This is a genomic window from Thermanaerothrix daxensis (assembly GCF_001306145.1).
GTDB classification, from domain to species: Bacteria; Chloroflexota; Anaerolineae; order Anaerolineales; family Anaerolineaceae; genus Thermanaerothrix; species Thermanaerothrix daxensis.
Genome location: NZ_LGKO01000005.1, coordinates 770337 through 794302, shown reverse-complemented (window position 1 = coordinate 794302; position 23966 = coordinate 770337). Strand labels below are relative to the sequence as shown.

The following is a 23966-nucleotide window of genomic DNA, read 5'->3' as shown; positions in this document are numbered from 1 at the left end:
CTCCTTTTAGGATGTCGGTCATACTTGGGGCAACACCCATAGAACCTCCCCGGTCTGAGCCTTTAAGGTCATCTCGGCGTTCCCGTTTACAATGCATAGGCTCAAGAACCCCGTACTATCAAACATGGCGATCAGATCGCCTGGTTGCCCATCACCAAACGTACTGACAATTCCCCTGACCTCATGGTCTTTATAGCGAATTTTCCATTGCTCTCTTTCCCCAAGATGTAGAGGGGTGATATTGGTAATCAGATTTCCAAAACCATCAATGTAGATGATCTCCCCCCGCCAGCCCTCCTGCTCTGGTGAGGGTTCGGGGATTGGAATTAGAACTGGATCCTCCACCGTGGGGCCCAAAGCCTCCAAAGCTACCCCAGTGGCCAGGTGTGCAGCAACTGGGGCAAAAATATCGCGCCCATGAAAAGAACGGCTAATCGCGGGCAACCAGTAGGCTGTTTGAGTCAGATGGACAAAACGCATGGGCCACTTTTGCTTTCTGGCTTCGCGAATCACGAATGTCAGCAGCCCATTATCGGGCACCACAAAATAATAATTGCCAATCTGGGCTGCCAGTGGGCGCCGACGGGTACCAACCCCCGGATCTACAACCGCAACAAAAATCGTTTCAGGGGGAAAATAAGGATAAGCCTGGGCTAGAAGAAAGGCGCCTTCAAACACATTTTGAGGCCTCACGGCGTGGGAAATATCGGCAATTTGCACGTCAGGGGCAATTCCCCAGATCACCCCTTTCATCACACCCACATAATGATCGCGATATCCAAAATCTGTCAGCAAGGCCATTACTTGCGTCATTCTTCTCTCCGGGATGGAGGTCCTGGTAGGATGTTCAGAAAAATCATACCATAACCGGGGAAGCTTTTCTGCCCCGGTCTTGCTCTGCCGACGAACTGCTTACTCAAAGCGCCCTTTAAGGGATTGTACTTAGTGCCCCCTGGCGCATCTTATCAATGCGCCGCTGCAAGTAGGGAGAAAAATAACCCCGATAGCGCTCCTGAAGCGACGGCAGCATCCAATCGCGACCAGTGACAATACCACGGCAATTGGGCGAACCGCAGTGACACTCAAACTCGTCATAGTCACTTGAATCGCTCATGGCGTAGTCAAAACAAGCCTCTTCTCCCACTGCAATATCTCGCATAGCAACCAAAGTAATTGGGGAACTCAAGCCACAGTTAGGATCACAGGAGTGATTGAAATAGTCCGCCGGCTCACCAAACGTCAAGGGTACCATGTAGAGATCTTCTTCGATCTGAATGCTGTGAACACGACGTTCCACGGGTAACAGGCGCAATTGCTCACCCGTTAATACCTGGCCTCCCCAAACAGCCAGTAATTCCCCTGCATGAATGGGTTCTCGAGCAAAAAGCCCCAGCCCTCTCTCCCCGGGGCAGGGACGTAATTCTAATTTCGGAGAGCAGTAAGAATACGTACTGAACTGCATACATCCTCTCTTCTATCTAACTATCTAACTAAATTAAAGACTTACGTAAATGTCTAAAGGGCCATCTGACCAATCTATCAAATGATCTTTAAGCACACACTCCCGTTCAATCACCTCCTCCATGCAGGTTCCCCTGTAATCAATAGACCCAAAAGAAAAAATCACCCGCTAAGGGGTGAAAAAGAAACTCAAATTTTAGAAGTGCCCAATCAGAAGATTTTTGGGGAGGCACAAGAACGGACAGCGAGGATCTTCGCGTCTCCAACTGACCTCCATCTTCAAAGGTCAAGAGCCTATTTCGAAGTGAAATTATACCAGGATCCTCGTTTTCCATGCCCATTTTGGGCAATTTTCTTTTAAAATCAGAGCATTGGAAGCCTCGGTTATCTCAATCCTGCCGAGTAGTGAACGAAAACCACCCGTGAATGCCAAAGGAGACAGGCGATGAATAAGGTTTATAAAATCATTGAAATTACCGGCACCTCGGATGTAAGTGTTGAAGATGCCATTCAAACCGCTATTGGACGGGCTGCGCAGACCGTGCGACATTTACAGTGGTTTGAAGTCAGCGAGATCCGTGGGCGGATCGAAGGCGATCATGTAGGGCAATGGCAAGTTACCATTAAGATTGGTTTTACCCTCGAAGACTAAACCCTACACCACCTTCGCTGCCTTTGCTTTTTATAATTTTTATCCTGTGACGAGAAAAGCAAAGTGCTTTTCCTGGCAATGAGATATGGCTATGAATGATTCCCGATTGAAATCCGACCTGATGTTGGTCCTCGCTGCCGCTATCTGGGGAAGCGGGTTTGTGGCGCAGAAGATCGCCTCTGCTGAAATTACCAGTTTCATATTTAATGGAATGCGCTTCACAACTGGAGGGCTTTTACTTGCTTTGGGACTGCGCTTCAAACTTATCACTCATCCCAAAGATTGGCGTTGGGTTCTCCTGGGAGGCACTTTACTTTTTGGAGGGAGCACACTTCAACAAATTGGCATTGCTACCACTACGGCCGCCAATGCCGGCTTTATTACCAGCCTTTATGTCGTGATCATACCACTCCTGCTCTTTATCTTCGCACATCAACGCCCAGGCTGGTACGTCTGGGTAGCCGCCGGAATGGCCGTCCTGGGAACACTACTCCTCAGTAGCGGTTCCTTACGCATTCGGCTAAACACCGGTGATACCATTATCCTGGGTGGAGCCCTCATATGGGCCCTTCATGTAATTGTCGTAAGCAAGGCAGCCAATCAAATGAACGGCTTGCAGTTTGCCGCAGGCCAGGCGCTGATTTGCGGCTTGCTCAACCTGGCCATCGTGTGGGGATGGCCTCAAGGAAACTGGCTAACCATGAGCGGAACCACCCTTCTGGCGACCGCCTACTCGGCGGTGTTCATCGTTAGCCTGGCTTTCACCTTGCAGGTGATGGGACAACGACATGCACCACCCACAGATGCAGCAATTCTATTTAGCACCGAAGCCGTATTTGCCGCACTTTTTGGAGCACTCCTGCTGGGAGAAAGACCGCAGCCGGCCCAATGGCTGGGTGCGGCCTTAATCTTTGCTGCTACTTTGCTCTCTCAAGGGCACGTCTTATTGGCTTCGAATTTCTCCACCTCACCCGTGCCCTTCTCCCAATCGGCGGATTCCTCGTCAGATTAAATTATTCTCCATTCCCCTCCGCAACCCAGACCCGTTTTCTGCGTAGATCATTGCAGAGATTCCAAGGCGGTGAAGCAAAGTGGTAGCAGAGCCCGACTCAGCCCTCTTAAAGCATGCCTCGCAAGATGTAGAAGCCTTTAGTCAGATCGTAGCTGCCTACCAAACCCCTGTCTTTAACTTGTGCTACCGCATGCTGGGCGATCCTCAAGAAGCCGAAGATGCCGCTCAAGAAACATTTTGGCGCGCTTTTCAAGCCCTTCACCGCTACGATCACTCCCGTTCGTTCTTGACCTGGTTGCTCTCCATCGCAGCCCATTACTGCATTGATCAACTCCGTAAGCGACGCACACCTGTGGAAAGCATCCAGGAATGGATGGATGAAATTCTCCCTGGTTCTTCCCCCAACCCAGAGACTCAATATACTCAATTGGAGGAAAGCCAACGCATTCAGCAGTTGCTTATGCGCCTGGAACCCCACGAACGTGCCGTCCTGATCCTACGTTATTGGTATGAGATGAGTGAATTAGAAATGGCTGAAATGCTCTCAATTTCCACCAGTGCCGTTAAGAGCCGCCTCCACCGTGCCCGCCAGAAGATGGCGCTATTATGGAAAGAACAGCAAAGCCGTTATACCTCCAAGGAGTCAGCCCATGAAGCACCCGCCTATTGAAACCTGGTTCTGTGAAATGGGATGTTCAGAAGTTCAATTCCAGGACATGCAGCGCCATTTGGAAACCTGCACCCATTGCCGCAAAACCTACTTGGCCTGGCAGGAGGTTGAAGAAGAAATCAAACACCTGCCCTTACTGGCCCCTTCACCCACGTTTGTCAACCGCTGGGAATCCTATGCCCAAGCCCAAGTTCAGCGTTCTCACCAAACCCTTTGGAAATGGGTCGGTGTCATGGTTGGCTTGACACTTACAATGTTGGTTGGTTGCATCGCTCTCCTGGTCTTCTTTTGGGACTCCAACCTCGTTGCTGAGGGGATTGCACACCTTATCCGCTTCCTTACCCGACTGCCCTCGACCTGGCTCCAAATCCGCTATGCGGCCACTTTTTGGCTGCACGAGATCCCACTTTATTGGTTACCTGCTATGGGCTTCCTGCTCTACACCTGGATCATTCTTCCCCTGAGTACCTGGTGCTATGCCATGGCCAAACTCGCCCTGCAAGGAGCAAAAAATCCATGAAAACAAAACACACTACCTTCTGGTTGATTTCCGTTATCAGCCTGGTTCTTCTGCTTGGATCTTGGCATCCTGCTATCGCCAAGCCCTCAGTTTCTTTTATCTCACAGACCTATAGTGGTGATCGTCTGGTAATTGGAGAAACATTTACCTTGCACAGTGGCGAAACCCTGGCAGGGGATCTGATAATTATAGGTGGTACTGCGGAAGTGCAGAAGGGTGCTACCGTCAACGGAGATGTCGACTTGCTGGGCGGCTCCTTGAAACTTGCAGGCGAGATAGTCGCCAGCATAAATGCCGTCGGCGCAACCATCGAATTCGAGGATGGTGCTCTAATCCGCGGAGATATTCACACGGTAGCCTCTTCGATTTCCGGATTAGAAAAGGCTACCCTGATGGGCAGCCTTAACACATTTAGCCCTTCAATTGGCGTTTGGCGAACCCCGGTTTTCCGCTGGCAACCCATTCCAACAGAACCTTTTAACTTCCTGCAGCGTGCGTTTCTCAACCTTTTGCGCACGGTGGCGGTTGCCATCCTGGCACTGCTGATTGCCCTTATCCTGCCAGTGCCCCTGGATCGTATCAGCCAGACCCTCACCCACGAGCCTTTCCTCAGCGGTGGATTGGGGCTACTAACCCTTTTGGTCATGCCAGCGGTTATCGTGATCCTGCTAATCACTATAATTTTGATCCCGGTTGCACTGGCAGGGTTGATGATTCTGGCCCTGGCGTTACTATTGGGATGGGTTGCCGTAGGTTATGAGATCGGCAATCGTATGGCTGATCTCTTCAAGAGTATCTGGAGCCCTCCCCTGGCCGCTGGCATTGGCACATTGATACTGGGATTCGTCCTGTACTTGCTAGGATACATCCCTTGCCTGGGAGGGATACTAAGTTTCTTGATCGGGTGTTGGGGACTGGGTGCTGTCCTGTTAAGCCGTTTTGGGACCCAGGTCTTTCGTACCATCCCACCAACTCCTCCCACAGCGGGAGGTCCTGAGATCACCTCATCGCTGGTCCCGCCCTCCCGTGAGGAGAATGCAGAAGGAGAAAACTAATGAATCAACCCTCTAGAACCATTCCAGGTAGCCTGATTTTGTTAAGCCTGTTATTGCTAACCTCACTGGCTTGCTCAATTACCGTCAACCTGCCTAATATCCGTGTGCCAACCCTTCAAACCACAACCCCGGTCATCAAAACCATTGACGAACCACTCCCCACAGATGGTACAGAGCCCCTCAAACTGCGATTGGAAATGGGAATGGGAGAACTAACCCTTCAACCGGGCGTTCAAGGTCTGATCCAAGGCACCATTCGCTACAATGTTCCGGAATGGGAGCCTCAAATCCTGCGCGGCCCGGCGAGTCTGGTCCTGACCCAGCGCCAGGCGGATGGGCAACTGGCGCTTCCCAAGGAAACGATCAATGAATGGGACTTGAAATTGGGAAATTATCCCCTGGACCTCACCATTAATGCGGGCGCTTATAAAGGCGAACTGGATTTAAGCGGTCTCCCCCTAACGCGGCTACAAATCAATGACGGGGCAAGCGAAGCACGAGTGGTTTTCAATGCGCTCAACCCCCTACCCATGGATCAACTGCGCTATCGCACCGGCGCTTCCAAAGTTGAACTGCTCGGGTTGGGAAATACCAATGCCGATGAAATCATTTTTGAGGGAGGTACCGGTGCCTATACCCTGGATTTTTCTGGCAATTTGTCGCACGACATGAACATACGTATTAAATCCGGGGTTTCCCAGGTGGTCTTGGTCATTCCCCCTGAGGTTCCCGCACGGGTGGAAATTACTGGTGGATTGAACAACGTTTCCCCCCAGGGCGTCTGGAACATCCAGGATGGTGTTTACGAGAAAAGCGGCAACGGCCCCCGACTCCTGATCGAGATTCAGATGGGGGTTGGCTCCCTCGAACTTAAGGCTCGATAGCGCGGTACAGGCGGTAACGCTCTACCAGCTCATAGACTCGGGGTGGGAGGTAGTAACGGTACGCCTTACCTCCTGCCACTCGCTGACGGATCTGGGACGAGGAGATCTCCAATAGAGGAGCATCCACAAACATCACTTTGCGTCTTAAACCTGGCAAAGTGGCCTCAAGGTGTGAAAGATCCACGGCATCCCCAGGCCGCCGCATCACCCCCAGCCCATCGCAAGCCTCTAGAAACCTCAAGGGCTGATGCCAGGTCGGTAAATCGCGTAATGAATCCCCTCCGATTAGATAAATCAGCGCATCCTCGGGATAAAGGTCATGCAAGATTAGCAATGTATCCACTGCGTAGTGCGGACCCGGACGGTCAATCTCAACCCGTGAGAGTTCGAATAAGGGGTCACCCTCTATAGCAGCCTTCACCAGTTCAAGCCGGATCAATAAGGGCGTAATGGGTAGCCCACGCTTGTGGGGTGGGTCGGGGGTTAGGACCCACAACACCCGTTCCAGTCCCAATTGATCCGCCGCTTCAGAGGCAAGAATCAAGTGTCCCACATGTGGCGGATCAAAAGTGCCACCAAAGACTCCAATGCGCCTCATTCCTGCCACTCAAGTTCGTAATGATCTCCAATGAAAACGGTATCACCGTTCTGAATACCCGCCTGACGCAACGCCTCGTCTACCCCTAGGGTCTCCATTAACTTCTGGAAACGGCGTACCGACTCTTCATACTCCCAGTATGTCATAGCCGCCGCTCGCTCTACAGCCTCTCCAGTCACCTTGAAACTCCCATCTGGAAGCCGAAGCACCTGAAAGGCTCGGGGATCTGCAGAGGGGCGATACACAGGCATTTCAACTCTGCTCAGAACCTCCGGAGCCTGCTTGACCAGTTCCGCACAACGCCACAAAATCGGTTGCAAACCAATCTTCTTCAATGCCGAGATGGCCACTGGCTCTACCCCCCGTTCTTTAAGCGAACGTTCGATCTCGGGCCAGCGCTCCTGCACTTCCGGCAGGTCAATCTTGTTGAGCGCAACAATCATGGGTTTTCGCGTCAGTTCGGGGTCAAATAAAGCCAATTCACTATTGATCTGGGCATAATCCGCCACCGGATCGGGAGAAAGTCCATCCAGCAGGTGAATCAGCACCTTGGTGCGCTGGATATGCCGTAGGAAGGCATCCCCCAGCCCTACCCCGCGGTGTGCCCCCTCAACCAACCCCGGAATATCTGCCAGCACCAGAGACGTATTGGCGTCCAAATCAGCCACTCCAAGGTTAGGTTCCAGAGTGGTGAAGGGATAATCTGCAATTTTCGGTTTTGCGTTGGTCACCGCCGCCAAAAAACTGGACTTTCCCGCATTCGGCACCCCAACAATGCCCACATCAGCGATCAATTTTAGTTCCAGGCGTAAGTTACGCTCCTGGCCTGGCTCGCCTTTCTCGGCAATACGCGGAGCCTGGTTGCGCGGGGTGGCAAAACGAGCATTTCCACGCCCCCCCCGACCCCCCCGGCACACCACCAAACGCTGTCCGGGTTCCACAAGGTCACCCAGTAACTCTCCTGTGTCATCGTCATAAACTACGGTACCCGGCGGAACAGGGATGACCAAATCCTCACCCGAGCGCCCAGTCATGTTGTTCGGCCCTCCGCGACCACCATCCTGGGCAATGAAACGGCGCTGGTAGCGGAATTTCACCAAGGTATTCAGCGAGGGAACAACCTCAAGAATGACATCACCCCCGCGTCCGCCATCTCCACCATCGGGCCCACCGCGGGCCACGTACTTCTCCCGGTGGAAGTGGACAATCCCATCCCCGCCTTTGCCCGAGCGAACGTAGATTCTGGCCTCATCAATAAACATACCCTATCCGCCCATCTGGAGTGGGAAAGGAGCAAAGTCCCTTCCCACTCCCCTCACCTTTCTCAATCTATTTTCCCAGTTTTTCTTTCAGAATGTCCTCCAGAGTGGGTTGGCCAATCTCTTGGAGCTCATAACGCACCCGTTGCACTGGCTTGTTGATTTTGATCACACGGGTAATATCAATAGGTGTGGCCGAGATGACCAAGTCCACCTCTGCCCGATTAATGGTCTCTTCCAACTCTCGCATCTGGGTCTCACCATAGCCCATTGCTGGCAGAATAGGACCCGTCTGGGCATATTTTCGATACGTTTCGGCAATTGAACCCACCGCATACGGGCGCGGATCCACAATCTCAGCCGCACCAAAGCGCCGGGCAGCCACCCAGCCAGCCCCGTAGGCCATTTCGCCGTGGGTTAGAGTGGGACCATCCTCGATAACCAACACACGTTTACCCCGAATTGCCCGCGGATCATCTACAAAAATAGGCGAAGCTGCTTCAATAATGACAGCATTCGGGTTGAGCGTTTGGAGGCTCTCGCGCACTTGTAAGACGGCTTCGGGGTTCGCCGTATCTACTTTGTTGATCACAAACACATCTGCCCGACGCACATTGGTCTCACCTGGGTGGTAGCGCTGTTCATGACCTGGGCGGTGAGGATCGGCAACCACGATGCGCAGATCCTCCTGATAGAACGAAAAATCATTATTACCACCATCCCACAGGATGACATCCACCTCGGCTTCTGCCTGGCGCAAGATCTTCTCGTAATCAACCCCCGCATAAACAATAACCCCATTATCCAGGTGCGGCTCATACTCTTCCCGCTCTTCAATGGTGCACTCGTAGCGGTCCAGATCCTCATAACTGGCAAAACGCTGGGCTTCCTGACGCACCAGATCACCATAGGGCATGGGGTGTCGAATTGCCGCTACCCGCAGCCCCATCTCACGTAATATTTTGGCGACACGGCGACTGGTCTGGCTTTTCCCCGAGCCTGTGCGCACCGCACAAACAGCAACCACTGGCTTGCTGGATTTTAACTGTGTGCTTCCTGGCCCCATCAGACGAAAATCCGCCCCGGCGGCCATCACCAGAGAAGCCTTATGCATCACATACTCATGCGAGACATCGCTGTATGCAAACACCACCTGATCCACGCCCAAGGTCTTAATCAGGTGCTCCAGCTCACTCTCCGGATAAATTGGGATGCCTTCGGGGTACAAAGGACCGGCCAGTTGCGGAGGATAACGCCGTCCCTCGATATTGGGGATCTGGGTTGCCGTGAACGCCACGACCTGGTACGCTGGGTTGTTGCGGAAAAACACGTTGAAATTGTGAAAATCACGACCTGCGGCGCCCATGATGATGGTTCGAATGGCCATAGGTTGTTAAATCCTCCTGGGTGTTGGATTTTAAAAACCGGATTACATCGCCTCTGGGGCGTTAATCCCAAGCAAAGCCAGACCAACCTCAAGTGCCTGGCGTGCAGCCGCCACCAGCCTGAGCCGGAATTGGCGCACTTCTGCCTCCGCCTGCAATACCGGGCACTGAGTATAAAAGTCATTGAAAACGCGCGCCATTTCGTAAACAAGGTTGGCAATCAGCAGAGGACGGAATTCCGTGGCTGCCCGCTGGATTTCACCCGGTAACCGGGAGATCAGATCCACCAATTCAATCTCCGGCGTGGTCAACTCATGAGAGGGAAGCACAGGGGCAGGAAGTTCAAAACCTACCTTTCGCAGAATGCTCCCAGCCCGAACGTAGGCGTACTGAATATAAGGGGCTGCCTGTCCATTGATATCGAGCGCACTTTCCCAGTCGAAGGTCACAATTTTTGTGTTGTCGCGTGAAAGCATAGAATACTTGATTGCTCCAAGCGCAACTGCCTGAGCAATAGCATGTTGTTTCTCAAGCGGCAACTCCGGATTTTTCATTTGAACGATTTCCAGAGCCCGACGGGTGGCTTCACGCACCAGGTCCTCCAGTAACACAACTGTGCCCTCACGTGAGGACATGGTCACATTGCCTGGCAGATTAACAATTTCATATGCTAGATGGTAGCACTTACTGGCCCAAGCGTACCCCATTAATTCGAGGGTCTTAAAAATCTGTTGTAAATAAAGGCTCTGACGAACATCAATGACGTAAATTGAGCGATCCAAATCATATTCCTGGAATTTTAGAATCGCCAACGCCAGATCCTTGGTCGCATAAAGCGAGGTACCATCCGAACGCAGGACAACCAGCGTACGATACTTATCTTTTGTGCCCAGAATCTCATCCAAGGGCACCACCACTGGCCCCTCCGGGCGCTCATCGCGAGCAATGCCACGCCGGATCAAGTCCTCAACCAAACGAATGCCTGGCTCTTCAACCTCGCTCTCGAAATAAACGCGGTCAAAATGGACCCCCAGTAGGGCATAAATCTGATCAAATCCTTCCAGTGACCACTGACGCGTCCGCTGCCAAAGAGCCAGGATTTCCGGGTCGCGCTGATGCCAGCGAGCAAAAAGCGCCCGCACCTGAGGTTCCACGGAAGGGTCTTCTTCAAAGCGACGATCGGCCTCAGCGTACAAATCCCCCATCCAACGGGTCTTATCCTCCCCTGGTTCTTCGCCCGCATGATAGGTCATATAATTCCAGAGCCACTTAATCACATGCAGACCAATGTCGCCGATGTAATTCGCCCGGATCACCTCATATCCGGCGTATTCCAGGATATTCGAAATCGCAGCACCCAGAATCACGTTTCGCAAATGCCCCACATGAAAAGCCTTATGGGTGTTGGGCTGCGAAAATTCCACCATGACCTTCTCGCCCCGCGGAGCCGCCCGGCCAAAGCCGCGTTGTTGCGTAAGCACCGTATCCACGACACGTTGTGCATAGCTTTCCGGGGAGAAATAAAGGTTGAGATAGCCATTAACCGCTTCGATCCGCGCAAAGCCCTCAATCTCTCCTAAAAACTGCGCCACCTCGGTAGCCAATTCCTGCGCTCGTTGATTGACTTTGATCGGCTTCCCCTGCCGTGCCTCTTGGGCAGCCAGTTGGAAAAATGAAGTTGAAATCCCCCAATGACCAGCAAAGGGAATCCATTTCCACTGGATCTGCGGCTCGGGCAATCCATTTTGCTGACAATACTGGCGGATCTTTACCTCTACGATTTGCTGTTCGCGCTCAAACATGCAACCTATCCCTCGTAGTGCAGGGTATTGATTCTCATGATCATTCATGTTCCCAATGACGGGCAGACCGATTATAACATAGAGCCTCGCCTTGACATCTTGGAGGCAACGAACAAACAACACAAAGTGAGCGGGAGAGAATTCTCCCGCTCACGCGAAGGGTCCAAGTAAAGAATACTCGATCAGGCGGCCTTGCTCAACAAGGAGGCAAAGCGCTTCATCAAGCGGCTCTTGCGGCGCGCAGCGTTATTTTTATGGATGATCCCCTTTTCGGCAGCTTTATCGAGGGCCTTTTGGGCACGAAGAACCGCCGCACGGGCTTCATCGAGATTACCGCTCTCAATCGCTGCGTTCGCCTTGCGGATAAAGGTACGCGCTGCCCCGCGATAAACCCGGTTGCGCAGTCGTCGCTTCTCGTTTTGCCGGTTGCGTTTGATTTGAGACTTGATGTTAGCCAAAGCCCATCCTCCATCTGTTTAACTTTCGGAAGCGGATTTTACCAGAATATGCTCAATCCGTCCAGGAATTTTGTGAAAATGCCTCAAAAGGGCCCCGATTCTGGCCCTAATAAATGCGCCGACCCCGGACTTTCAGGGATCCGGGGTCGGGGATCCTTCGATAATCCTACTTATCCAATAGCGCGGCCACACCGGGCAGTACTAGCCCTTCCAGCATCTCCAGAGATGCCCCACCGCCGGTTGAGATGTGCGTGATTTTGTCTGCCAGGCCAGATTGGTTAATGGCCTGCACCGATTCACCCCCACCAATGATGCTCACCGCGCCGCTTTCGGCAACCGCGCGGGCAATTCCAAAGGTGCCTTGGGCGAACTTCGGGAACTCAAACACACCCATAGGGCCGTTCCACACCACTGTGCCTGCCCCTGCAATCACCTTGGCGTACGCCTCCACAGTCTGCGGCCCAATATCCAGCACACGCCAGCCCTCGGGTACGGGACCAACCGGGATCACCTTGGACTCGGCTTCGGCATCAAAGCGATCCGCAATGACCACATCAACGGGCAAATGCAAACGCTCACCGCCCTCGCTCAGAAGTTCTTTAGCCGTATCCAATGCCTCATCCTCAACCAGCGAGTCTCCCATCGGAATGCCTTTGGCCTTGAAGAACGTATTGGCCATACCGCCGCCGATGAGAATGGCATCCGCTTTCTTAAGCAAGTTGCGGATGACCCCAATCTTATCGCTGATCTTCGCTCCACCCAGAATTGCCACAAACGGGCGCTTGGGATTCTCAATGGCCTCGCCAAGATATTTGATTTCCTTTTCCATCAAGAAACCAGCCACGGCGGGCAAATAATGCGCAATTCCCTCGGTTGAGGCATGGGCGCGATGGGCAGAACCAAAAGCGTCATTGACATACACCTCCGCCAATGCGGCTAGCGCCTTAGCCATCTCAGGATCGTTCTTTTCTTCTTCCGGATGAAAACGGGTGTTCTCCAATAGCAGCACTTCCCCGGGTTTCAGTGCCTTTGCCGCCTCTTCGGCGACTGGGCCAATGCAATCCTCGGCAAACTTGACCGGTTTACCGAGCAACTGGCCAAGATACTCAGCCACTGGCTTGAGCGAGTACTTGGGATCTGGACCACCTTTAGGACGCCCTAGATGGGAAGCCAGAATTACCGCGGCACCCTGGTCAAGCAGATACTGAATGGTGGGCAGCGCTGCCCGAATGCGTGTATCATCTGCAACTACGCCATCTTTGATCGGTACATTAAAATCCACGCGCACAAAGACACGTTTGCCTTTTACGTCAATATCCCGGACGGTTTTCTTATTGAACATGAGACCCTCCCTAATTATTTGGGCCTGGTCATGCACAGCCGGGCAATTTCCGAGGCTGCACATGACCAGGCTAGTTATCCAGGCTGGCTGATCAGAGTGACTTTGCCATCAAAGCAGCCAGGTCGGCAGTGCGGCAGGAATACCCCCACTCATTGTCGTACCAGGCCACCACTTTCACCAGGTTTCCGCCCATGACCATGTTCGAGGGCAGATCAATGATGGAAGAGCGCGAGTCGCCCTTGAAATCCATAGAAACAAGCGGCTCGTTGTATCCGCCATTGGTCACACCCAGAATGCCCTTAAGCGGACCATTGGCCGCATCAATGAAGACCTGGTTCAATTCCTCCTTGGTAGTGGTTTTCTCAACCGTCGCCACAAAATCCACGATAGAAACCGTAGGAGTGGGCACGCGCAAAGCATACCCATCGAACTTCCCCTTCAACTCAGGGATGACCAGCGCCACAGCCTTGGCCGCCCCAGTGGTCGTGGGGATAATATTCAGGCCCGCCGAGCGCGAGCGACGCATCTCTTTCTTATGCCCCTGATCCAAGATGACCTGATCGTTGGTGTAGGAGTGAATGGTCACCATGACCGCATTCAAGATCTTGAAGTGATCATGAACAACTTTCGCCGCAGGGGCCAGACAGTTGGTGGTGCAAGAAGCGTTCGAAACCACATGATGCTTGGCTGGGTCGTACATGTTCTCATTCACACCCAACACAATAGTGATATCTTCGTTTTTTGCAGGCGCGCTGATGATGACCTTCTTGGCACCGCCTTTCTCGATGTGTACCCGCGCTCCGGGCTTGCCCTTTGCCGGATCGCCCAGGGCATCCGTGAATACCCCAGTGGATTCAATGACAATATCTACACCCAGATCCTTCCAGGGCAGATTACCCGGATCCTTCTCAGCAAAAACCTTGATACGGCGGCCGTCAATGACGATGTCACCATCTACGACCTCCACACTACCGGGATAAATCCCATAGGTGGAGTCAAATTTGAACAGATGCGCATTCTGCTTCGCATCAAACAGGTCATTGACCGCCACGACTTCCAGATCATTGGGGTAACGCTCAAGGATAGCCTTGAGAACTAGGCGGCCGATGCGACCAAAACCATTGATACCAACTTTGACTACCATTGTGCACCTCCGTATATGAAATCGTTAGAATGGGTTTCAGTTCCTTCCCTTTTCCGCGTACACGTTCAGTGTGCTTTCACGGGGAAGGGTATCCTCACGTCCAGACAGCGGACCCGTTCGTTCGTAATACAGGTCCATAATCACCTGAGCCAACCGGACAGCGTGATGCCGCCAGGGTTGCTCATCATCCACCAAATCCGCGCAGTAAACAGCGCAATGCTCTTCCAACTCAGGCGAAGGCAAAACCGCCCGAATTCCCTCGGGGAGATTGCGAGGTTCTCGGCTATTACAAATCACCAGGTCAAAGATCGGTCCTCCCAAGTGACGTTCAATGGCCTTCACATGATCGGCGCAGGTAAATGTATCGGTTTCCCCGCGCTGAGTCGCCACATTGCAGATATAGAACTTCAGAGCCCGGCTTGTTCTTAGAGCAGCTGCAATGTCGGGCACCAGCAAATTTGGCAAAATGCTGGTGAAAAGACTGCCTGGCCCAATCAAAATCAAATCAGCATTCAGAATGGCCTGCACTGCGGGCGGATACCCCAATGGTGCACTGGGTTCCAACCATACTCGTTCAACCTGCCCCCCCACCTTAGGAATGTTACTCTCTCCTCTAACACGCAGGGTGCGCCCTTTTTCTGGAGCCTTGACTTCGGCCACCAAACGCACGTCGTGAAGTGTGGAGGGAAGCACTCGCCCTCGCACCGCCAGAACCCGCCCCGATTCGGCAATAGCTTCCTCAAACGAACCCGTAATATCCGCCAGGGCCGTGATCAGGAGGTTGCCCAAATTATGACCATTAAGCCCTGCGCCTGCTGGGAAGCGATAGCGAAATAATTGAGTGATAAGTTCTTCATCATCTGAAAGAGCCGCCAAACAGTTGCGAATATCGCCGGGGGGTAACACTCCCATATGGCGGCGTAGTTCGCCCGAGGAACCCCCATCGTCCGCCACGGTTACAATGGCGGTCAGATTATGGGTGTGAGCCTTCAAGCCTCGCAGGAGGGTGGAAAGCCCCGTTCCCCCTCCTATTGCTACAATGCGAGGTCCTCGCTCACGTCGCCGATAGTCGGTTACTGCATCTACAATGGGCTTGCCGGGTCGTAAAAAGGGCCGTAAAAGCGAGCGGCTCAACCCCCACCCCCCCCACAGGATCAGCCCCATGCCAATGCCAGCAAAGATCGCAATGCGTAAAGGGCGGGTAAGAAAACGCAAGGCTAAAATAGAAAGCAATGGCAACCACGGTGTATCCGGTGCCTCCCGGTAGATATCCAGGAGCGAAAGGGTCACCCCAGTTCCCAAAAAAGTCGTCCCAATCAGCAGTACTAGCAACCAGCGTTTAACCCCAATACCCGGAGTAAGCCATCGCAGCGCCAACCGTAGGCGGCGCTGCCAGGATTGTCCGGAATGAGAGATTAACTTGCCCATATCACTTTATTTATAACCGCCTTTTGTCTGCGCGTCAACGCGGATACTGATTTGCATAAACAAATTATACCACAGTTTGTGATATTTATCACAATATATTTGGGCTACCCCAGAGCTTCCCATGCTATAATGAGAAAGGCAAGCGCATTGTAAAATCTCCCATTCCATCGCATTAGCCTTCCACATTAGGGGATCTTTAAGAAGTGAACCGGTTAACTGGATTACATGAACGTCCCATTCGACGTTTGCAAAGTAAGAAAAGATGGGATACACAAATAACTCACCCCATTCTCATTCTCTCCCCTAAAATCTTCTCTAAGGACTTATTCAACCCAATCCAACTTTCCAGGAGGCACACTTATGCGGTTAACCCATTTACCCGGCCCCAAAGCCCAGCAGTACATCGCCAGAGATAGAGCCGTCATCTCCCCTTCTTACCCACGCAGCCATCCCTTTGTAATGGACCACGGGCGCGGGGTTGAAGTTTGGGATGTGGATGGGCATCGTTTTCTGGATTTTGCGGCCGGAATTGCAGTGGTTTCAACTGGCCACAGCCACCCCCAGGTGGTCAAAGCAATCCAGGAGCAGGCCGAAAAATTTATTCACATCTCCTCTGACTTTTACCATCCCAAATGGATTGAACTGGCGGAATATATCAACCGCATTGTTCCCTTTGATGAAGATGCCATTTGTTTCATGACCAATTCGGGCACAGGGGCCGTTGAAACCGCCATTAAGTTAGCCCGGTATTACACTGGCCGCACAGAGTTCATCGGTTTTCTGGGAGGATTTCACGGGCGAACGATGGGCTCTCTTGCATTTACCGCCAGCAAGTCCGCTTACCACCGCGGTTTCCTCCCGCTGATGCCAGGCGTGACCCATGTGCCTTACCCGAATCCTTACCGGCCAGTGCTCCAGTCCCTTCCCGACGAGCCCTATGGTCAAACGGTTGTACGGTATCTGGAGCAAGAGATCTTCGCTAAATTGGTTCCTCCCGACTCGGTAGCCGGGATCATTGTGGAACCGGTTTTGGGAGAAGGGGGGTATGTTGTACCAGCACCCGGCTTCTTCCCCGCCTTGAGGGATTTATGTGATCGCTATGGCATCCTTCTAATTGTAGATGAAGTACAAAGCGGGGTAGGACGCACCGGCAAGTGGTGGGGGATACAGCATTTTGGCGTAGAACCCGATATGATTTGTATTGCCAAAGGCATTGCATCTGGCATGCCCTTGGGGGTCATGGCCGCCCGTAAACATCTGGTAACCTGGCCTAAAGGCAGTCATGGTAACACCTACGGCGGCAATCCGCTTTCATGCGCCGCCGCACTGGCTACGCTTAACCTGATCGAAAACGGTTACATGCAAAACGCTGCCACCATGGGTCAATTTGCTCTCAAGCGGCTGCGTGACATGATGGAACGCCACCCTTCCATTGGCGATGTACGCGGTCTGGGGCTGATGATTGGTGTTGAATTTGTACGTGATCGTGATACCAAAGAGCCCCATGAGATACTGCGAGATCGAGTGGTAGACCTGTGCTTTGAAAGGGGGCTAATTGTGCTGGGGTGTAGCACCAGTACTATCCGCATCTCACCACCCTTGTGCATCACCTATAGCGAAATGGAAGAGGGGTTAGCAATCCTAGAGGCTGCCATCGGACAGGCAGAGGACGAACTTTTCCTGCACCCAGTTACCCACCCCGGAGACGCTCGTCTATGAGCTTCATGCTCCCCGACTTTCGAATTCGCCAGCGTGACTATCTTTTAGAAATTACGCGCGCCCTGACTCAAGAATTAGATCTGGATGTCTTGCTTGGGCGCATTTTGCGCATTACCATTGAAATGCTGGCGGGGCAGGCTGGCCTAATTGCCCTCCGAGAGGAAGATGGCTCGTGGAAAGTGGCAGTCGCTCAGGGAATTCCCGAAGCTTTTGTTAAGTTTCTGGCTCCGTATCTGAACGAGATCACTGAATCTCCTGATCCGGATTACTTCGAACTTTTGGAGATTGACCACCGCTTGCGGGAATTGGCCCTTACCGCCAGTTTTGGCTTACTTCACGGTGTGGTTTTGCCGTTGGTGGCCCGTAACCGCGTGCTGGGGGTGATTTTCATTTTTCGCTCTTACCCGGCCGCCTTTTCAGCCAATGACCGCGCCCTGCTCACCTCCTTTGCCGATCAGGCGGCCATCGCAGTTTCTAACGCGCAGCTCTACACCCAACTAGCCCGCAGTAAACAACGCCTGGATGGTCTCCTGGACGCTGTTGCAGATGGCGTGCTCATCCTCAATCCCGACTTAAAGGTTGAACGCTGCAATCCCGCCTTTGCACGCCTTCTGGGAATACCTCGTGAAAAGATTCAGGGTAACCCTCACGAAGCCGTGGTCAATTGGGCTTCCCCCCCAAAAGACATGACACTAGAGCAGGCGGTTGCCGGAGGCTGGCCGCTCATGCCAAACGCTTACCTCTATGTGGAAGGCGACCTTAAGTGCCAAGGGCCTCGCAATACCGTCCCGGTGGGTATTACCTACGCGCCGCTTTTAAGCGAGGGCAAGCTCCTCAATATCATCGCCATTGTTCGCGATATCACCCGCTTTCGCGAAGCCGATGAACTTAAGAGCACCTTCATATCAATCATTAGCCATGAACTAAAGACCCCTCTGGCGTTGATTAAAGGCTACGTTAGCACCTTGCGCCGCGAGGACGCTCAATGGGACCCGGAAATTGTCCAGGAGAGCCTGGCGATCATTGAAGAGGAAGCCGACCGTCTGGGAGCACTAATCGAAAATTTACTGGATGCATCGCGCTTACAGGCTGGCGGCCTCACCCTCAAACGCGCTGACGTGTGGCTACCCGAATTGGCTTCACGAGTTTCACAGCGCATGGCTACTCAGACCAGCCGCCATACCATCGTAGTGGATTTCCCAACCGATTTTCCCGTTATCCTCGCCGACGAAGACCGCTTGCAGCAGGTTTTGACGAACCTGATCTCCAACGCAATCAAATATGCACCGCAAGGCGAGATCCGCATCTCTGGCCGAGTCCAGCCCGACGTGGTAATTGTATGTGTGAGCGATCAGGGACCGGGTATCGCGCCCTCTGACCGCCCCCATATCTTCGATCGCTTTTACCGCTCCCCTGAAGTTATGCGCCAGACCAAAGGAGCCGGCCTGGGGTTATATCTGAGTCGCGCGATCATAGAAGCCCACGGTGGGAAGATTTGGGTGGACTCGGGGACCGAACAAGGAGCTCGGATCTGCTTCTCGTTACCCCGGCAATCACAATAAGCGGGCCTTCGTGTCATCCTGTTGTGAGCATGGTATAATGCCCCTGTTGATTCCTTAAAAGAAAGCGAATCCATATCCTATGCCCAAAGTTCAGACCTCTTGTCCGCGCTGCAAATCCCCGGTGATTGCCGACCTGGAGCAACTTCTGGATGTTTCGGTAGATCCCTCCGTCAAGCAACGGCTATTGAGTGGGCAAGTCAATGTCATCCACTGCCCAACGTGCGGTTTTAATGGTATGGTCAGCGCTCCCCTGGTCTATCACGACCCGGAGAAAGAACTCCTGCTCACTTATTTTCCACCTGAACTGGGCCTTTCGGTCAACGATCAAGAGCGCCTGATCGGCCCGCTAATCAATCAGATTACCAACCGCCTGCCGTTAGAGAAGCGTAAAGCCTACCTGCTCCGCCCTCAGACCATGTTGACCTTCCAAACGCTTATTGAGCGCATTCTGGAGGCAGATGGTATTACGCGCGAGGTGCTGGAAAAGCAGCAAAAACGTTTTGATTTGATCCAACGCCTTGTGGGCACTGTCAGCCCAGAGGAGCGCAAAGCCCTGATGCAGCAGGAAGAAGGACTAATCGACGCTGATTTCTTCCTTATGCTTTCCCAAATCACCGAGGCAATGCTGGCACAGGGCGATGAACGAACAGCACGCGTGCTGGCCTCCCTGCAGCAAGAGGCGCTCAATAACACCAAAACGGGTCAAGAGATCAAAAATCAAACTCAGGAAGTTCAGGAGATTTTGCAGAAACTTCAGCAGGCAAGTCGTCAAGGCCTGACACGAGAAAAATTGCTTGATTTGATGCTTGATGCTCGCAGCGAGGCGGCCCTGACCGCACTGGTTGGGTTAGTGCGCAACGGATTGGATTATGAATTCTTCCAAATTCTCACAGAACGCATTGATGCCGCCCAGGACAACACCGAAAAAGAGCGTCTTGAAGCCCTGCGCACAAAACTGCTGGAGTATTCACGGCAGATTGATGAGCAACTCCAACGCCGATACGAGCAGAGCCGTCGCCTGGTACAACAAATCGCTTCTGCCCAAAATATCGAGCAAGCCATCGAGGAAAGCCTGGAGGCCATTGACGAGTTTTTCTTCAAAGCCTTGGACGAGGAACTGGAGCAGGCCCGTAAAAACGCGGATTTAGAGCGCATCTCCCGACTGCAACGCATGCGTGCCCATCTCGAAAAGTTGAGTGCCCCGCCCCCCGAAGTGGCCTTCCTGGAAGAGTTGCTCAGCCTCCCATCCTACGAGGAACGTCAGAAGAAAATGCAGGAAAAAGTCGAATTGGTCACAGAAGAGTTTTTGCAATTGGTGAGTGGGCTCATCGCCCAGGGTGAAAAACAAAACCAGCCCCCCGAACTGCTCAGCGCCCTGCGCGAGATCAATCGCATTGCCCTGCGCATGACCATGATGGCCAACCTGAATCAATGACCCTTTAACTTCTGGCAGTTCCTTCAGATCACCACGTCACCAGCAGCACGACTGGACAGTTTGACCATCCGGCCGAAGAACCCATTCCCCTCTCGTAATGCGTGGGGTGTGCCGCGTTCCACAATTTCTCCTCGATTCAGCACCACAATCTCATCCACCTGATCCAACCCTTGAGGGGAGTGCGCAATCCAGATCAACGTGCGCTCTCCCACCCAGGCCATTAAGCGGTTAAGAATGCGCGCTTCTTGAGCACGATCCAGATGAACACCCGGCTCATCCAGGATAATCACAGAGGCTTTGCTCAGAAACAAACGAGCCAGGGCCAATCGCTGGCGCTCACCGCCGCTCATGCGAGCCCCCAGGTTACCCACCCAGGTATTCAGTCCTTCCGGCAAACGCCGAGCCCAGTCTGCCAATTCAACCTGTTCCAGCGCCCACCACAATTGGTCCTCTGTTGCCTCCGGCGCCGCGAGGCGCAGATTCCCGCGCAGGGTGTCACTAAAAATATGCGGTCGTTGTTCAAGCACCGCCAAAACCCGGTGTAGTGATGCTTCATCCCAAAGTCTCAGCGGGACTCCACCAATGAAAATTTCGCCTTCGTCGTAGTCCCAGAAGCGTAAGAAAAGATTGACCAGGGTGGATTTACCCGCACCGCTGGGCCCTACTATGCCTATCCGACGACCCAAAGGGATATCCAGGTTAATGTCCCTCAGCACAGGAGGGGTATCGGGAGCGTAACGAAACGAGAGGTTGCGTATCAAAATATCCGGCTGATAATCGTCCTTCCCGAGGTGCAAATGCGTTGGAGCTATCTGCCGTCGCTTCAGCGTTTCCAGAGATAACAAGCGATGCGCTGAGTGCAATGCCAGAGGAAGATTCTGTGCTCCTAGCATGACCGCGCTTACCGCTTCATGGCTGGCAAGCACACCAACTACCAACGCAACCCATAGCACACCATTGAGTTCCTCCCGTGCTACCGGGTCAAGGCCCACTCCCAGCACCCCCCAAACGGTAAACCACACCCACAACGAGGCCAATCCATTCCCCAGTCCACCGCGCAAGGCACGATGCATTTGAACGCGATGATAAGTAGTCTCCAGATCCTCAATTTGTTTGAGCATAGATCTCTCCTGCCCGAAGAGCAGGTAATCTTCCATGCCCTGAACAAACTCGACTAACCGAATACTCAACCCAGCGTTCACCTCCACCTGTTTCAAGGCAGGTTTCCGCGTCATTCGATACGTCATCAGAGGTATCACCCCACCAGCACCCAGCAAGCCAATGGCTACCCAGGGCCAGAACCCGGAAAAAATGGCACCACTAAACCACGTCAGCCCTAATGTGGTCAGCGCCATCACGATGATGGGGGAAATAAAACGCACGTAGAAGTTCTCCAGATTCTCCAGATCAACAAGAGCCCGATTAAGAAGATCACCGGTGGGCAATTCAGTTTTTCGAGCAGGTAGCAAGGGCACCAGCGTGCGATAAAGCCAGCGCTGCAACTCTCCTAGCAAACGCAAGTTAACCCCATGGGAAACCCAGCGTTCCAGATACCGAATAACGCTACGCGCCAGGCCCAAAAAGCGCACCCCCACAATGGCGATGTGCAGATCGGCTATCGAGGGATGCAGGGCAGCCCGAGCAATGAGATAGGCCGCCGTTCCGAGCAAGCCAATGCTACTGGCAATGGCAGCAACCCCCAGCAAAATCGAGATGACGACGTGAGCAGAGTAGGGCTTCAAGAATTGCACCAATCGCCAGATCAACTTCACAATGCCCTCCATTGAGCCAGATGGGTGTAGAAGGCGCCCTTGCGTGCAAGAAGATCTGCTGGCGGGCCTTGTTCGACAATGCGCCCATCTTCCAGCACCAACACCCAATCGGCATTCTGAATCGTAGTCAAACGATGCGCAATGATCAAACTGGTGCGTCCTTCCAACAAAGTACGAATCACCCGTTCCAAACGGACCTCTAAATCCGGATCAAGATGAGCCGTGGGCTCATCCATGACCAGAAGCGGTGCATCTTTCAGAAATGCGCGTGCCAGCGCTACGCGCTGTGCTTCACCCCCGCTTAACCCACCCCCCTGTTCTCCCACGACCATGTCCCAAGCACGGGGATGGTGTGCAAGCACCTCATCCAGAAATGCTCGCCGCCCAGCGACCCTCAGGGCTTCTTCCGGAGCCTCCGGACAGGCCATACGAACATTCCAGGCCAGATTGGCATGAAACACATAAGGATTTTGGGGAACCCAGGCAATAAATTTCCGCCATTCCTCAAAAGGGATCTGTGCCAGGGGATGATCATTTACCAAGATCCGTCCGCCGCTGGGCTGTAAAAAGCCTAACAGCAGATAGGCCAGGGTGGTTTTTCCGGCCCCGCTCGGGCCGATTAATGCCACCTTCTGCCCCCTTTGAATCTCAAACGTGATATCCTGCAACGTCATATCTGGGCGTCCCGGGTAGGTAAACGCCACATCCTCGAACCGAATCCTCAGGGGAGGTGCCAAAGAGACTATGGACTGAACCGGTTTTTCCTCCATGAGTGAGACACGCGACCACGCTGAAGCAGTCTCAGCCTCATCCAGCAGTGTAAAGATCGTCTGGGCAGCACTCACCCCAGACATCGCCGCATGGAAACGCTGGCCCAGCATACGCAAAGGCAGGTAGAATTCGGGAGCAATCAGCAGAATGAAAAAGCCGTGGAGAAAGTCCAGACGCCCATAGAGCAAACGCAATCCAATCTCTACTGCAACCAGTGCCGTACTTAGGGTACTGATCAATTCCATTGCCAGGGCTGAAAGAAATGTCATCCGCAACACTGTGAGGGTGGTAGTGTAGTAAGCATCAGCGACCCGCCCCAAATGTGTTTCACGCTCCCTGACCCGTCCCATTGCCTTCAAACTGACCAGCCCTTGTAAAGTATCCAGAATGTATTCGCTCAGACGTTGCAGTGCCTGCCACTGACGGCGGGTCAACCGTTCTGCCATTCGCCCAATGAGCATCATGAAAAGCGGGATCAAGGGGGCCGTCACCAAAAACACCAATCCGGTCAGCCAATCCAGGGGAAAAACCACTGCCAATACAAGGAGCGGCACTCCAGCCGCCAGCACGGCCTGGGGCACATAATGGGCAAAGAAAGGCTCCAGTGACTCCACCCCCTGCATGGCTGCGGCAATCAAATCGCCTATGCGTCTGGTCTTCAAGTAGGCAGGGCCAGCTCGCAGCATTGCCTCCAACAAGGCACGGCGTAAGCGGGCCTTAATCCGCACGGCCACCCGCTGGGCAGCAACTTCATTGCTCCAAACTGCCCCCGCCCGAGCCCCCATAACTCCAAGCAGGAGTACCATGGGACGATCCAGATCCGCCCAACCCTGATGCTGCATAAATGCTGCATTCACGATCTGAGCGATCAGGTAAGCCTGCAGCACAGTTAAGAGCCCAATCCCCATCCCCGTACTCACCACCAGGGCTATCCCCCACCCCTCTGAACGGGCCCATTTGAACAATCGCTTGAATTCACGCATGGCATGTTGATTATAAAACCACCTCCTGAGCACATCCTTAAAGTCCTTACCGGG

Annotated in this window: 21 protein-coding genes; 9 read left to right on the top strand and 12 right to left on the bottom strand. The window is 53.2% G+C overall.

What is annotated here, in order from left to right; genetic code table 11:
- Positions 1–18: 18 nt before the first annotated feature.
- A complete protein-coding gene (locus SE15_RS12235) occupies positions 19–813 on the bottom strand; it encodes an SAM hydrolase/SAM-dependent halogenase family protein (RefSeq protein WP_083461920.1) in 795 nt (264 codons plus the stop codon).
- A gap of 115 nt (positions 814–928) precedes the next feature.
- On the bottom strand, positions 929–1462 hold the full coding sequence (locus SE15_RS12230; protein WP_054522380.1) for an SET domain-containing protein: 534 nt from the start codon (positions 1460–1462) through the stop codon (positions 929–931).
- A 444-nt stretch (positions 1463–1906) separates the two neighbouring features.
- Between SE15_RS12230 and SE15_RS12225 the strand changes: the two genes are divergently transcribed.
- The 6 genes from SE15_RS12225 to SE15_RS12200 all read left to right on the top strand — a co-directional run bounded on the left by SE15_RS12225 (position 1907) and on the right by SE15_RS12200 (position 6254).
- Entirely contained in the window at positions 1907–2113 is a 207-nt protein-coding gene (locus SE15_RS12225) for a dodecin (RefSeq protein WP_054522379.1), read from the top strand.
- 91 nt (positions 2114–2204) lie between these two features.
- Entirely contained in the window at positions 2205–3125 is a 921-nt protein-coding gene (locus SE15_RS12220) for a DMT family transporter (RefSeq protein ID WP_054522378.1), read from the top strand.
- A 79-nt stretch (positions 3126–3204) separates the two neighbouring features.
- Positions 3205–3795, top strand: a complete 591-nt coding sequence (locus tag SE15_RS12215) for an RNA polymerase sigma factor (RefSeq protein ID WP_054522377.1) — start codon at positions 3205–3207, stop codon at positions 3793–3795.
- Positions 3776–4315, top strand: coding sequence for a hypothetical protein (locus tag SE15_RS12210; RefSeq protein ID WP_054522376.1), 540 nt, complete (start codon positions 3776–3778; stop codon positions 4313–4315). The genes SE15_RS12215 and SE15_RS12210 overlap by 20 nt, the downstream gene beginning before the upstream one ends.
- Positions 4312–5370, top strand: coding sequence for a hypothetical protein (locus SE15_RS12205; RefSeq protein ID WP_054522375.1), 1059 nt, complete (start codon positions 4312–4314; stop codon positions 5368–5370). Before SE15_RS12210 ends, SE15_RS12205 begins: the two co-directional genes overlap by 4 nt.
- On the top strand, positions 5370–6254 hold the full coding sequence (locus tag SE15_RS12200) for a toast rack family protein (RefSeq protein WP_054522374.1): 885 nt from the start codon (positions 5370–5372) through the stop codon (positions 6252–6254). Before SE15_RS12205 ends, SE15_RS12200 begins: the two co-directional genes overlap by 1 nt.
- On the opposite strand, the gene nadD is transcribed toward SE15_RS12200, so the two are convergent.
- The 8 genes from nadD to SE15_RS12160 form a co-directional block, all read right to left on the bottom strand.
- Positions 6241–6852 carry a nicotinate-nucleotide adenylyltransferase gene (nadD, locus tag SE15_RS12195; protein WP_054522373.1) on the bottom strand — a complete coding sequence of 204 codons (612 nt, stop codon included), beginning with the start codon at positions 6850–6852 and terminating at the stop codon, positions 6241–6243. The two genes, SE15_RS12200 and nadD, sit on opposite strands and share 14 nt — an antisense overlap.
- On the bottom strand, positions 6849–8114 hold the full coding sequence (obgE, locus tag SE15_RS12190; protein ID WP_054522372.1) for a GTPase ObgE: 1266 nt from the start codon (positions 8112–8114) through the stop codon (positions 6849–6851). The genes nadD and obgE overlap by 4 nt, the downstream gene beginning before the upstream one ends.
- 67 nt (positions 8115–8181) lie before the next feature.
- The gene (locus SE15_RS12185) at positions 8182–9498 is read right to left on the bottom strand and encodes a cyclic 2,3-diphosphoglycerate synthase (RefSeq protein WP_054522371.1); all 1317 of its coding nucleotides are present in this window, start codon (positions 9496–9498) and stop codon (positions 8182–8184) included.
- Between the two features lie 42 nt (positions 9499–9540).
- Positions 9541–11298, bottom strand: a complete 1758-nt coding sequence (argS, locus tag SE15_RS12180; RefSeq protein WP_054522370.1) for an arginine--tRNA ligase — start codon at positions 11296–11298, stop codon at positions 9541–9543.
- 182 nt (positions 11299–11480) lie between these two features.
- Positions 11481–11756 (bottom strand): 30S ribosomal protein S20, encoded by a 276-nt coding sequence (gene rpsT / locus SE15_RS12175; RefSeq protein ID WP_054522369.1) that lies wholly within the window; start codon positions 11754–11756, stop codon positions 11481–11483.
- A gap of 166 nt (positions 11757–11922) precedes the next feature.
- On the bottom strand, positions 11923–13098 hold the full coding sequence (locus SE15_RS12170; protein ID WP_054522368.1) for a phosphoglycerate kinase: 1176 nt from the start codon (positions 13096–13098) through the stop codon (positions 11923–11925).
- A gap of 91 nt (positions 13099–13189) precedes the next feature.
- Entirely contained in the window at positions 13190–14242 is a 1053-nt protein-coding gene (gene gap, locus SE15_RS12165; protein ID WP_054522367.1) for a type I glyceraldehyde-3-phosphate dehydrogenase, read from the bottom strand.
- 36 nt (positions 14243–14278) lie between these two features.
- A complete protein-coding gene (locus SE15_RS12160) occupies positions 14279–15670 on the bottom strand; it encodes a gluconeogenesis factor YvcK family protein (RefSeq protein ID WP_054522366.1) in 1392 nt (463 codons plus the stop codon).
- 360 nt (positions 15671–16030) lie between these two features.
- Between SE15_RS12160 and SE15_RS12155 the strand changes: the two genes are divergently transcribed.
- The 3 genes from SE15_RS12155 to SE15_RS12145 all read left to right on the top strand — a co-directional run bounded on the left by SE15_RS12155 (position 16031) and on the right by SE15_RS12145 (position 20386).
- On the top strand, positions 16031–17389 hold the full coding sequence (locus tag SE15_RS12155; protein WP_054522365.1) for an acetyl ornithine aminotransferase family protein: 1359 nt from the start codon (positions 16031–16033) through the stop codon (positions 17387–17389).
- Entirely contained in the window at positions 17386–18951 is a 1566-nt protein-coding gene (locus SE15_RS12150) for a sensor histidine kinase (protein ID WP_054522364.1), read from the top strand. The genes SE15_RS12155 and SE15_RS12150 overlap by 4 nt, the downstream gene beginning before the upstream one ends.
- Positions 18952–19030: 79 nt before the next feature.
- Positions 19031–20386, top strand: coding sequence for a CpXC domain-containing protein (locus SE15_RS12145; RefSeq protein ID WP_054522363.1), 1356 nt, complete (start codon positions 19031–19033; stop codon positions 20384–20386).
- 23 nt (positions 20387–20409) lie between these two features.
- Here the strand turns inward: SE15_RS12145 and cydC are convergent, their stop codons facing one another.
- Complete coding sequence (cydC, locus tag SE15_RS12140) at positions 20410–22158, bottom strand: thiol reductant ABC exporter subunit CydC (protein ID WP_054522362.1); 1749 nt, start codon at positions 22156–22158, stop codon at positions 20410–20412.
- Positions 22155–23912, bottom strand: a complete 1758-nt coding sequence (cydD, locus tag SE15_RS12135; RefSeq protein ID WP_054522361.1) for a thiol reductant ABC exporter subunit CydD — start codon at positions 23910–23912, stop codon at positions 22155–22157. The genes cydC and cydD overlap by 4 nt, the downstream gene beginning before the upstream one ends.
- Between the last annotated feature and the right edge of the window lie 54 nt (positions 23913–23966).